Raw genomic sequence first — 11,772 nt, 5'->3', positions numbered from 1 at the left:
AGCCCCCGGCGGCGTGCTCAGCCGTCCGCGTCCGGAACGTGTACCGGACGCGGACGGACGAACGATCACACCGGCATGCCAGGTCGGGCGTGGGCGGACGAGCACTCCGCCGGCCCGGTCAGCTGAACACGGACGCGCAGGTGGTGGCGGAGGCGTGTGCCGGGTCGAGGGCGTTCGCGACCTCGTGGTACGCGATCCGGTCGAAGAGCCCGATGGCCACGTGCTCGGAGAGGTCGAGCCCGCACAGGTTCTGCAACAGGACGTTGTGGACGTCGGATCCGCTCAGGAACCCGGAGTTGTACGGCGTGACCACCTCGTCGTACTTGGTGGCGATGACCGTGTAGTGGACGCCGGCGACGGTGTCGCCGCCCGCGTTGAGCTTGGTCAGGAACGCGGAGCCGGTGACCTGGTCCGCGAGTCCCGGAGTCGCAGTCGACAGCAGGTCCTCGGCTCCCGGGAAGTACGGCAGCAGATTGGCGAGGCCGTTGAGATTCGTGCCGTGGTTGTCGGGAGCGATACCGACGAGGGCGTTCACCTTGGCGGCTCCGCCGAGGAACTTGAGGTAGTAGCGGGGCATCATGCCGCCCTGCGAGTGACCCACCACGTCGGCCTTGGCGGCGCCGGTCGCCGCGAGCACCTTGTCGACGAAGACCTTGAGCTGTTCGGCCGACTTGTCGATGGGTCCGAGGCCGTTGAAGAAGGGGACGCCGGGCAGTTGCCCGTAGTCGAGGGAGAAGACGCAGTACCCGCGGCTGGTCAGGTAGGGCGCGAGGGCCAGCCAGTTGTCGACGGAGTTCCCGAAGGTGCCGTGGACGAGGACGACGGGGCGGGGATGGGTGGCGGACGGCTTGCACGCGTAGTTGTTCCAGCCACTGCTGGGGGCGGAATCAGCTTGTGCTGTGGCGGCGGGGACGACCGCGACAGCGGTGGTCAGGAGTAGCGCGGCCAGGGGTCTGAGCACTCGCTTCCAGGGCAGCATCGAGTGATCTCCTTGCGGCTCAAGGGAGTTGTGGGGGTGTACGCCCTGTGATCCGGATCACGAGGATGCTGTTCACTCGTCAAGTTACGGGCGAGTAGCACTCGTGTGAAGTTACGCGTCAGTAAAAACTTCCAGTGATAACCGGAGCAACCGTCACGGTCGGTCGACCGTCACCAGGCGGGCCTGATCGGACCGTAGGGCGCGATGCTCAGCAAACGCGTATACAACGCGCGCATCTCGGCCTCTCCCAGCACTTCGGCCCAGGCCCGCACGGCATCCGCGGCGGCCTCTTCCGCCGCACGGGTGCACGCCCACCCCAGCTCGGTGAGCACGACGAGCCTGGCCCGCGCGTCGTCGGGATGCGGCCGCCGCTCGACATACCCCTTGCGGACGAGTTCCTCGACGAGCTGACTGGCGGCCTGCTTGGTGACCCCGAGATGGGCGGCGAGGTCGGTGACCGTCGCCCCGTCCGGCGCGATCCGAGTGAAGGCGAAGCCGTGCGCGGGCCGCAGCCCCTCGAATCCCCGGGCGACCACGCCGTCGTGGATACGTTGCGTCAGCTCACCGGCGGTGGCGAGCAGGGCGGCTGACAGGGCCATGGCCTCGGAGTTCTGCACGCATGCATTGAAACACCCTTGACGAATTGGTCAACCTGCTTGACCATGTTGCTTGAATCTTTAGTCAATCTACTTGACCAAATATCGCCAGTATCGCCGATCCAGGAGGCACCCGTGCCCGTCGTCCGCTCGTCCGAAGCCGTCGTCCACGAGATCCACGGCGGTCGTTTCGTCTCGTACGCCGCACCACGCAGCGGCAGCAAGGAGCTGTGCGCCTGGCGCACGGAGATTCCCGCGGGACACCAGGCTCCCGTGCACACCGTCAACCGCGAGGAGATCTTCCATCTCCTCTCCGGCGAGCTGCTGGTCACGCTCGACGGTCACACCGAGCGGATCGCCGCGGGCGACACCGTGATCATCAACCCGGGCGCGACCGTCGGCATCGAGAACCCGACCCAGGAGCCCGCGGTCTCCTGGGTCACCACCTCCATCGGCCTCCGGGCGGAACTGGCCGACGGCTCGGTCCTCACGCCGCCCTGGGCCAACTAGGGGCCGCCGTTCGGATCACGCGGCAGACGCGGGGCCGATCTCCGTACGGAGGGGCGGGGCGGGAAAGCGGTCCCGCCCCGCCATACGGACCTCACGCGGCCAGCGTCCCCGGCCCGATCACATGCGGGCCGAACTTCGCCCGCGCCCGGTCCGCGACCTCCTCGATGCGGCGGACCTTCTCGTCCACCGGGTCGAAGGTGAGCTGGTGGGAGGCGCGCGCGGCGGAGGTCAGACCCTCGGCGCGCAGGGCGATCGAACGGACCCGGGCGCGCTGGAGGCCGAGCGCCTCGTACATGCGGTACGCGGTGCCGGTCAGCGTCGAGGAGTGGGCGGTCGGTTCCTTGAGGGTGCGGCTGCGGGTGGTCGCGGAGCGGTCGGCGTAGCGCATGGTGAGGGTCAGCGTGCGGCAGACCTTCTCCAGGGCGCGCAGCCGGGTGCCGAGTTCCTCAGTGGCGGAGAGCAGGGCGTGGCGATGCCGGGAGGGGTCCAACTCATCGTGCTGGAAGGGGCGTTCGGTGGCGAGAGATCGCGAGGTGGCGTTCGGTACGACCCGGCTCCGGTCGATGCCGGACGCCTTCTCGTGCAGTTCGCGGCCGGCCCGGGCGCCGGTGAGGCGCTGCAGCGTGGACAGGGGTGCGGCCGCGACCTTGCCGATGGTGTCGAGACCGTACTCGCACAGGGTGCGGGTGGTGGCGCCGCCGACGCCGGGCAGCGCGGCGACGGGCCGGTCGGCGAGAAACTCCGTTACGGCGTCCGGTTCTTCGGACACGACGCGGGCCACCCCGGGTACGGCGTCCCGCAGCGCCATCCGCGCGAGCATCGGTCCGGGCCCGGCGCCGATCACGCAGTCGATCCCGTGCAGGGCGAGCGCCCGCACCCGGATCAGCGAGGCGAACTCGACGGTACCGCGCCCGAAGTAGCGCTCGGCCCCCCGGAGATCGAGCAGCGCTCCGTCGGGTGGCAGCGCCTCGACGACGGGCGTGAACTCCTCCAGAACGCCGAGGAGTTGAGGCAGGGCGGCCTCACGCATCGGAGGCAGCTGGAAACGTACGCAGAGGATGGTCATCCCGCACTCCCCGGACTCTGGTGCCACAACTTCTTTCCTCCCGCGGGTCCTTCACCCGCGGGGCGCAGATCGGCCCAGGGGTGCATCTCGTACCCCGTGGGCATCCGGATCGTCCGGCCCCCGGCCGGATCACCGTCGACCGGCTTCCCCGGCCGCCGCGGCCCCCCCGACCTCGACCTCGACCCCGGACCCGGACCCGGACCCGGACCCTCCGGATTTTCCGGCCCCTCGGGCCTCTCCGGCTCCCCCGGCTTCTCCCGCGCGGGCTCCGCCAGTCGTGCCGCCACCACGTCGAGGCCGCCCTCGGCGCGCAGCTCGACCAGTTCGGCGAGGTTCCAGGCCGCCGCGCCCACCACGCTGAGGCTGCGCGGGCCGCGGCGCTGCACCACTCCGCGCACGAGCAGGAGCCAGGAGTGGAAGACGGTGTGGGCGCAGGCGTCGTGGGAGTCGTCGAAGAAGGCGAGGTCGACCAGGCCCGTCCCGTCGTCCAGCGTGCTGAAGATGACCCGCTTGCCGGAGCGGATCGGCGGGGTCTGGGTGGCCGCCTTGGCACCGGCGACCAGGACCGTCTCACCGTGCCGCGCCTCGCGCAGCCGGCGCGCCGTGACCACGCCCAGCTCCCCCAGGAACGCGCGGTGGTCGTCCATCAGATTGCGTGAGGCGTCCATCGAGAGCACACCCAGCTCGGCGCTCAGCCGCTCCGCCGAGGACAGGTCGGGCAGCCCGGCGGAGGCGGTGTTCCGCCCGCCGGACAGCGGGAGTTGGCCTCCGCCGGCGCCCCGGGAGCCGCGGTGCAGTTCGGTCAGGTGCAGTTGCAGATCACGGCGGTTGGCGCCGAACGCGTCCAGCGCGCCGACCTGCGCGAGCCGCTGGGCGAGCGGCCTGCTCGGCCGGGCCCGCTCCCAGAAGTCGAGCAGCGAGGCGTACGGCTGTCCGTCCGCGATCCGCGCGGCCTCCGCCTCACTGATGCCGTGCACGTCGGAGAGCGCCAACCGGACGCCCCAGCGACCGACGAAGCCGGCGGAGTCGACGGAACGGGTGGAGTCGGCCGAGCCGTCAATCGGCAGAGATTCAGACACCAGTTCGATACGGTGGGCGACCGCCGACCGGTTCACGTCCAACGGCAGGATCGGCACCCCGCGCCGCCGCGCGTCCGCCAGCAGCAGCCGCTTCGGATACATCCCGGGGTCGTGCGTGAGCAACCCGGCGTAGAAGGCGGCCGGGTGATGGGCCTTCAGCCACGCCGACTGGTACGTCGGGACGGCGAAGGCGACGGCGTGCGCCTTGCAGAAGCCGTACGAACCGAAGGCCTCGATGATCTCCCAGGTGCGCGCGACGGTCTCGGCGTCGTATCCCTTCGCCGCCGCGTGCTGCGCGAACCAGAACCGGATCCGCCCCTGCGACTCGGGGTCGGAGAGCCCGCGTCGCACCCGGTCCGCCTCGTCGCGCCCGCAGCCGGTCATGATGTCGACGATGTCGATGATCTGCTCGTGGAAGACGACGACTCCGTACGTCTCCTTCAGCGGCCCCTCCAGGTCCGGGTGCGGATAGCGGATCGATGCCCGGCCGTGCCGCGCCTCGATGAACGGCCGCACCATGTCGGCGGCGACCGGCCCCGGCCGGAAGAGCGAGATGTCGACGACGAGGTCGTGGAAGGTCGCGGGCTGCAGGCGTCCGACCAGGTCCCGCTGGCCCGGCGACTCGATCTGGAAGCAGCCCAGCGTCTCGGTCGACTGGATGAGCCGGTACGTCGCCGGGTCACCCGGCGCCACCGCGTCGACGTCCGGCCGGTCCCCCGTGGCCCGCTCCACCTCGGCCACCGCGTGCGCCATCGCGGACTGCATCCGCACGCCCAGTACGTCGAGCTTGAGCAGCCCGAGGTCCTCGACGTCCTCCTTGTCGAACTGCGACATGGGAAAGCCCTCGCCGCTGGTCGGCATGACCGGCGTACGGGCGAGCAGGGAGGCGTCGGAGAGGAGCACCCCGCACGGGTGCATGGCGATGCCGCGCGGGAGGGCGTCGAGGGATTCGACCAGGTCCCACAGCTTGCCGTATCTGTCCTTCTCCCCGGCCAGTGCGCGCAGTTCGGGGAGTTCGTCCATGGCCGCGCGGGCGTCGCGGGCGCGGATGTGCGGGAAGGCCTTGGCGATCCGGTCGATCTCTGCCGGGTCCAGGGAGAGGGCGGCGCCGACATCGCGGATGGCGTGCCGGACCCGGTAGGTCTCGGGCATGGAGACGGTCGCGACCCGCTCGGTGCCGAACCGGCCGATGATCGCGCGGTAGACCTCCAGACGGCGCGCGGACTCCACGTCGATGTCGATGTCGGGCAGCACCGGGCGGCGCTTGGACAGAAAGCGTTCCATCAGCAGCCGGTGCTCGACGGGGTCGGCGTGCGCGATACCGAGGAGGTGGTTGACCAGAGAGCCGGCCCCGGAGCCGCGCGCCGCGACCCGGATGCCCATCTTCCGTACGTCGTCCACTACTTGAGCGACCGTCAGGAAGTAGGAGGCGAAGTTGTGGTGGGCGATGATGTCCAGCTCGTGATGCATCCGTTCCCAGTACGCGCGCCGGCCGGCATAGCCGCGCAGCACCATGCCCGCCGCCGCCCGGGAGGCCAGGACGCGCTGGGCGGTGCGGCGGTCCGCGCCGACGAGACGCGGTTCGGGAAAGTGCACGCCGCCGATGCCGAGGTCGTCCTCGGGGTCGACGAGGCAGGCGGCGGCGGTGGCCCGCGTCTGTTCGAGCAGCCGGTGCGCGGTGTCACGGCGGTAGCCCGCCGCCTCGACGATCCGTTCGGCGGCGCCCAGCATGGCGGCCTCGTCCTTGAGCCAGGCCTCGCCGGAGTCCAGCTCGCGCCGGGGGTCGACGGGGACGAGCCGGCGGGCGGCGTCCAGGATGTCGGCGACCGGGCCGAGGCCCGCGTCGGCGTACCGGACGGCGTTGCTGAGCACCGGACGCACGCGCTGCTCGGCGGCGAAGCCGATGGTGCGGGCGGCGAGGCGCAGGGAGCCGGGACCGGTGCCCTGCCGGCCGTGCCAGACGGCTTCGAGACGCAGGGCGTCGCCGTAGATCTCCCGCCAGGGCGCGAGCAGCCCGGCCGCGCGGTCGGGGCGGCCCGCGGCGAGTGCGCGGCCGACGTCGGAGGCGGGGCCGAGCAGCACGGTCAGGCCTTCGGCGTGGTTGTCCGGCCAGGGCAGCAGCGGCGGGCCGCCCTCCCTGCCGCCCGCATGCGTCGCCGTGACGATTCTGCAGAGGTCGGCCCAGCCGGTCGCGCCGTCCCGGGCGAGGAAGGTCGCACGGGGTGTCGACTCGTCGATGAAGGCACCGCCACGCACCGGAGTGCGGCGCCGCTCCCCCCGTACGGGCTCCCCGACCGCCAGCTCCACGCCGAACAGCGGACGGATGCCCGCCTTCGCGCAGGCCTTGGCGAATCGCACCGAGCCCGCGAGGGTGTCCCGGTCGGTGAGCGCGAGGGCGTCCATGCCCCGCTCGGAGGCACGCTCGGCGAGGCGCTCCGGGTGCGAGGCCCCGTACCGCAGGGAGAACCCGGAGGCGGTGTGCAGATGCGTGAATCCCGGCACGCACACCTCCCGACCTGTGAGTCTCGACAGACTCTCGAACACTTGTTCCCAGCTACCTCACCCCCACCATAGACCAATTATCGAACTCTTGTGCGACATCCGTTCGGACCCGTCCCACCTGCGCAAACACCCGACGGCCCGGGTGGCGGGAAGCACGGTGAGGCTCCTCGCGGCCGTGTTCCCCAGCAGGTGGCGTACAGGTCCCCGCGGCAGGGAGAACGAAGGAGCCCCGCCCCCGCGACGTGCGCGGGGGCGGGGCTCCGCCGGACCGGGGAGGCCGTCAGCCGATCTGGGCGCCGAAGGCCGAGAGCGCCTCGGGCACCGGCTGGAAGAAGGTCTCGCCGCCCGCGGTACAGTCGCCGCTGCCGCCGGAGGTGAGACCGATCGCGGTGTCGCCGGAGAAGAGCGAGCCGCCGCTGTCGCCGGGCTCGGCGCAGACGTCGGTCTGGATGAGGCCGTTGACGACGTCGCCGTTGCCGTAGTTCACGGTGGCGTCCAGGCCGGTGACCGTGCCGTCGTGCACCTGGGTCGTGGAGCCGCTGCGGGTCACCTTCATGCCGACGGTGGCGTCGCCCGCCTTGCTGATGGGCTGCGAGGAGCCGTTGTAGAGGTCGACCTCGCTCGGGTGGTCCACGCTCGCCGTGTACTTGACCAGGCCGAAGTCGTTGTCCGGGAAGCTGGACTGCTCGTTCGTGCCGATCTGGTTGCCGCTGGAGTCCGACCAGGTGGAGATCGCCTCGGTGCAGTGCCCGGCGGTGATGAAGTACGGCTGCCCGTCCTTGACCACGTTGAAGCCGAGCGAACAGCGCCCACCGGAACCACTGATGGCGTCACCACCGGCGATGAAGGGCTTGAACTCCCCCTTCGTGCGCTGGAGTTCGGCCTTGGCGCCAAGACCGTCGACGACCTTGCCGAGCTTGGCCCACTCGGTCTTGGAGACCGTGCGGTCGGCGGTGACGACGACCTTGTTGGTCTCCGGGTCGGTCGCCCAGGACGTGCCGGGGATGGCTGCGTCCTTCTTGAGCGTGCTGCGGGCGCTCGTCAGCTCGGCGAGGGAGTTCTCCACGATTCTGGCCCTGGCGCCGGCCGCCGTGACGGCCTTGGCCGCGGTCTCGTCGAGCACGTTGACGACGAGGTGCCGGGACTTCGCGTCGTAGTACGTTCCCGCCGCGTCGGCGCCCAGGTCCTCGCCGAGCGTCGAGGCGAGTTTTCCGGCCGCCGTGATGGAGAGAGTGTGCGGCGCGATGCTCTTCGGAGCCTCGCTCGCGTTCGCAGTCTGGAAGGTGACTCCGGCGGCGACCAGTGCGGCGATGCCCGCACCCGTCATGACGGCACGTCGCCGGGGAATGTGTCGGTGCTTCAACTCACGTCCTCCTGTGGGGGGTCGGCCAGGGAGGTCGTGGGGACCTCCAGGACCGGAAGGCGTATGGACATGGACCCTGAGCACGGAAAAAAGTCCGTCCCGTCGGGTCCATGCCAGTTGTTCCTCGCCCACTATTCCGAGACGCACAGGGAACACACAAGGTCGACTTCAGGACGCGTGTACGACAACGGCCGTACCCCTCCTACGCCTTGACCGTGCGTGGTCACGCCCCGTCGATCCCCACCGCAAACACTGTCCGCTGGGCATGTCATTGCAGCCTGCGAGGTCTAGTCCTGTCTTGTTGTCGACCCTTCACGGGCTCGGTCCAAGGAGGCTTCCCCGAGAGGTGGTTGCTCCTGCACCGATTGCTCGGGCTGTCGAGGGGTGAGCGGCGACGCCTGCGCGGACGTCGGAACGCCGGACTCTCGCGGGCCCGACGGACCACTCGCGCGCGGCCGACCGCCGGAACACGGCGGCCTGTTGAGGATCAGCTGCCTGTTGAGTTCGGCTCGGCCGGCCGCTGAGGCACGGTCATCTCCTGATGACCGTCCGGCTACCGAGGATCGGCCGACTCCTGATCGGCCGACTCCTGGGGGTCGGGCGCCTGCCGGGGCTCGGACACTTGCCCAGGCTCAGCGGTCTGTTGAAGCTCAACCGGTTGCTGAGGCACAGCAGCCTGTTGAGGCTCGGGCGCCTGCACGGGCGCGGTCGGCTGCTGGGGCTCGGGTGCCTGCACGGGCGCGGTCGGCTGCTGGGCCCGCTCCAGGAAGCGCAGCAGCTCCACCGGGAAGGGCAGGACGAGCGTGGAGTTCTTCTCGGCCGCGACGGCCACCACCGTCTGCAGCAGGCGCAGTTGGAGCGCCGCCGGCTGTTCCGACATCACCTCGGCGGCCTGCGCCAGCTTCTTGGACGCCTGCAACTCCGCGTCCGCGTTGATGACCCGGGCCCTGCGCTCACGGTCGGCCTCGGCCTGCCGGGCCATGGACCGCTTCATCGTCTCCGGCAGCGACACGTCCTTGATCTCGACCCGGTCGATCTGCACACCCCAGCCGATCGCCGGGCTGTCGATCATCAACTCCAGCCCCTGGTTGAGCTTTTCACGGCTGGACAGCAGGTCGTCCAGATCGCTCTTGCCGATGATCGACCGGAGCGAGGTCTGTGCCATCTGGGAGACCGCGAAGCGGTAGTCCTCGACCTGGATGACCGCGTCGGCCGCGTCCACCACCTTGAAGTAGACGACCGCGTCCACCCGGACCGTCACATTGTCCCGGGTGATGCCCTCCTGCGCGGGCACCGGCATCGTGACGATCTGCATGTTGACCTTGCGCAGCCGGTCGACGAAGGGCACCACCATCGTGAACCCGGGGCCGCGCACCTCGGAGCGCAGCTTGCCGAGCCGCAGCACCACGCCCCGTTCGTACTGTTTGACGACACGGGCCGCGGTCATCGTGTAGACCAGCCCCACGGACACGACGGAGACTCCCGCCGCCACCAGTTCTTCGACCATCACGGCCCCCCAGGGTCCGACGTGGGCGCATCGGGCGTGTACAGCGTGCGCTTCGAAGGTAACTCCGTTGCCGGAACAAGGGCGAGCCCCCGCACGCCAGTTGCGTGCGGGGGCTCGCCAGCTTGCCTGCTGCGGGTCCGGTCGCGCGGAATCCTGTGGGGGGTGCCGGCCTCGTGCGTCGACGAGTCGACGAACGGCCGGTCCGTCGCGCGACCGGCCGGTCAGCCGACGCTCACGCCGTAGTAGCTCAGCGCCTCGGTGACCGGCTGGAAGAAGGTCGTACCGCCGGAGGTGCAGTTGCCGCTGCCGCCGGAGGTCAGACCGTAGGCCACGCTGCCGCCGTACAGCGGACCGCCGCTGTCTCCGCCCTCGGCGCAGACCGTGGTCTGGATCATGCCGTAGACGACGTCACCACTGCCGTAGTTGACGGTGGCGTTCAGGGCGGTGACCCGGCCGCTGTGCGTACCGGTGGTCGAGCCGCGCCGGTAGACCGTCGTGCCCACGCTGGGCGTGGCCGCGCTGCTGATCGTCTGGCTGCCGACCGCACTCGGGTGCGCGACCGAGGTGTTGGTGTAGCGGACCAGCGCGAAGTCGTTGGTCGGGAAGCTGTAGCTGACGTTCGTACCCAGCCTCGTGGTCTGGCCCGAGTTGGAGTACCAGGTGGAGGCGACCTCACCGCAGTGGCCGGCGGTCAGGAAGTAGTAGGTGCTCCCGCTGTGCACGTTGAAGCCGAGCGAACAGCGGTAACCGCCGCCGTAGATGGCGTCGCCGCCGGTGATCAGCTTCTTGAAGGTGCCCGGGGTGTGCTTGATGGTGAGCGCGGCAGCGTTACCGCCCGCTTCCTGCCTGATCTTCGCGATCTCCGCCTTCGAGACCGTGCTGTCGACGGTGACGACCACGCGGTTCGTCTTGGCGTCGACCGCCCAAGCGGTGCCCGCGACATCGGACTTGAGAACCGACTGCTTGACACTGCTCAGCTGGGTGGCGCTGAAAGTCTGGGCGTCGGACGCGTTCGCGCTGGGGATCGCGAACGCTGCCGCGGCGACGAGTCCGGTGGTCACGGCGATCAGCCGACTCCGTCTCGCTATGCCACTGCGGGGGGTGGTGCGCTTGATCCTCACGTTTCATTCCTCCGAAGGGAAGTAAGGGGCCCTCAGGTCGTGGGGTTGGGGCCCGTGAGGCGCAGCCCGGAGCCGCCCGTCCGGATTCCGGACAAGTCGTGCTCCTGACAAGCGCTGAGGGGGAGTATTCGGCGGCACGGCCGACAGGCGCAAGGGCGCCTTTCGGCCGTGCAGCGTTCAACTTGCGTACGCCCCAAGGAGGTTGATCATCGGACCACTGGAGGCTTCAGATTCCCCCCACGTCTTCGGGCGTCCCGGAGGCCTCAGCCCAATCGGCGCTCCCCCGCCGCGACGGCCACGCCCAGCGTATTTCCGGGCGGCGGGAACGGGCAGACGAAATGGTCGGCGAACGCACAGGGCGGAAGCACGGCCCTGTTGAAGTCCACCGTCGTGCGCCCCTCGGCATCGGGTGCCTCCGGGCGCAGGAACCGGAAGCGGTAACTGCTGTCCCCGCTGGTGGTGTCGGCGAAGACGGCCCACAGCGAGCCGTCGCTCTCGACCGACACCTGGAGGGTGAGGTCCTGTCCGTCCAGAGTGAAGGCGAGGACACCGCCGAGCGCGAGCCCCCGGGCGACTCCGTCGGCGTTCTCGACACGCACGGTGCGCCCCTCGCCGTACGGGGTGAAGTGTCCGGGCACCGACCAGAGCTCGTCGTACGGGGTCGCCTCGATGCCCGCGAAGGCCTGCCGGGTGGGTGCGGCGGGATCGTAGTCGCGTACGCCCCAGATCCCCTCGCGCACCAGGACGACAAGCCGCCGCTCCCCGAGCCCGACCCGGGCTCCACCGGCCGGCCCGTAGTCGGCATCCAGCACGATGTCGCCGGTGAAGGGCTCGCCGTCGACGGTGAGCCCGTCCTCGGCGGCCGCCGTCAGGGCCAATCCGTCGCCCTTGACGGCCCAGTGCCCGGGGATGTCCGGAAGTCGCCCTTCCGGATAGTCCTCGATCCAGTGGGTTCCGGTGAGCGCGAGCGGGCCGTGCGGCGCGGACACCGTCGCGACGCGGTGCTCCTGCCAGTGCTTCCAGTCCTCGGGTGCGTCCGTCGTCATGTG

At 70.3% G+C, this 11,772-nt stretch carries 9 protein-coding genes; 1 reads left to right on the top strand and 8 read right to left on the bottom strand.

Going from position 1 to position 11,772, the window contains the following annotated elements:
• Positions 1–118: 118 nt before the first annotated feature.
• Positions 119–979, bottom strand: a complete 861-nt coding sequence (locus tag ABZX90_RS29910; RefSeq protein ID WP_351129822.1) for an alpha/beta fold hydrolase — start codon at positions 977–979, stop codon at positions 119–121.
• Positions 980–1,149: 170 nt separating this feature from the next.
• Positions 1,150–1,596 carry a MarR family winged helix-turn-helix transcriptional regulator gene (locus tag ABZX90_RS29905; RefSeq protein ID WP_351129824.1) on the bottom strand — a complete coding sequence of 149 codons (447 nt, stop codon included), beginning with the start codon at positions 1,594–1,596 and terminating at the stop codon, positions 1,150–1,152.
• Positions 1,597–1,710: 114 nt separating this feature from the next.
• Here ABZX90_RS29905 and ABZX90_RS29900 point away from each other — a divergent pair, with 114 nt between their 5' ends.
• Positions 1,711–2,085, top strand: coding sequence for a cupin domain-containing protein (locus tag ABZX90_RS29900; RefSeq protein WP_351129826.1), 375 nt, complete (start codon positions 1,711–1,713; stop codon positions 2,083–2,085).
• 91 nt (positions 2,086–2,176) lie between these two features.
• Here the strand turns inward: ABZX90_RS29900 and ABZX90_RS29895 are convergent, their stop codons facing one another.
• The 6 genes from ABZX90_RS29895 to ABZX90_RS29870 all read right to left on the bottom strand — a co-directional run bounded on the left by ABZX90_RS29895 (position 2,177) and on the right by ABZX90_RS29870 (position 11,769).
• Positions 2,177–3,151, bottom strand: a complete 975-nt coding sequence (locus ABZX90_RS29895; RefSeq protein WP_355209865.1) for a hypothetical protein — start codon at positions 3,149–3,151, stop codon at positions 2,177–2,179.
• Complete coding sequence (gene dnaE, locus ABZX90_RS29890) at positions 3,148–6,732, bottom strand: DNA polymerase III subunit alpha (RefSeq protein WP_355209862.1); 3,585 nt, start codon at positions 6,730–6,732, stop codon at positions 3,148–3,150. The genes ABZX90_RS29895 and dnaE overlap by 4 nt, the downstream gene beginning before the upstream one ends.
• A gap of 280 nt (positions 6,733–7,012) precedes the next feature.
• Positions 7,013–8,095, bottom strand: coding sequence for a S1 family peptidase (locus ABZX90_RS29885; protein WP_355209859.1), 1,083 nt, complete (start codon positions 8,093–8,095; stop codon positions 7,013–7,015).
• Positions 8,096–8,648: 553 nt separating this feature from the next.
• Positions 8,649–9,602, bottom strand: coding sequence for an SPFH domain-containing protein (locus ABZX90_RS29880; protein ID WP_351129888.1), 954 nt, complete (start codon positions 9,600–9,602; stop codon positions 8,649–8,651).
• A gap of 221 nt (positions 9,603–9,823) precedes the next feature.
• On the bottom strand, positions 9,824–10,723 hold the full coding sequence (locus ABZX90_RS29875) for a S1 family peptidase (protein ID WP_351129832.1): 900 nt from the start codon (positions 10,721–10,723) through the stop codon (positions 9,824–9,826).
• 263 nt (positions 10,724–10,986) lie between these two features.
• A complete protein-coding gene (locus ABZX90_RS29870) occupies positions 10,987–11,769 on the bottom strand; it encodes a DUF1684 domain-containing protein (protein WP_355209856.1) in 783 nt (260 codons plus the stop codon).
• Between the last annotated feature and the right edge of the window lie 3 nt (positions 11,770–11,772).

The sequence above is a fragment of the Streptomyces sp. NPDC002935 genome (assembly GCF_040611295.1).
Lineage (GTDB): Bacteria > Actinomycetota > Actinomycetes > Streptomycetales > Streptomycetaceae > Streptomyces.
The sequence above is the reverse complement of the archived record's forward strand: the minus strand, read 5'-3'. Positions and strand labels throughout refer to the sequence as shown.

Coding starts and splice junctions, on each gene's coding strand:
- ABZX90_RS29870 (WP_355209856.1), bottom strand. CDS start 11,769: ATGACGACGGACGCACCCGAGGACTGGAAGCACTGGCAGGAGCACCGC.
- ABZX90_RS29910 (WP_351129822.1), bottom strand. CDS start 979: ATGCTGCCCTGGAAGCGAGTGCTCAGACCCCTGGCCGCGCTACTCCTG.
- ABZX90_RS29895 (WP_355209865.1), bottom strand. CDS start 3,151: ATGACCATCCTCTGCGTACGTTTCCAGCTGCCTCCGATGCGTGAGGCC.
- ABZX90_RS29880 (WP_351129888.1), bottom strand. CDS start 9,602: ATGGTCGAAGAACTGGTGGCGGCGGGAGTCTCCGTCGTGTCCGTGGGG.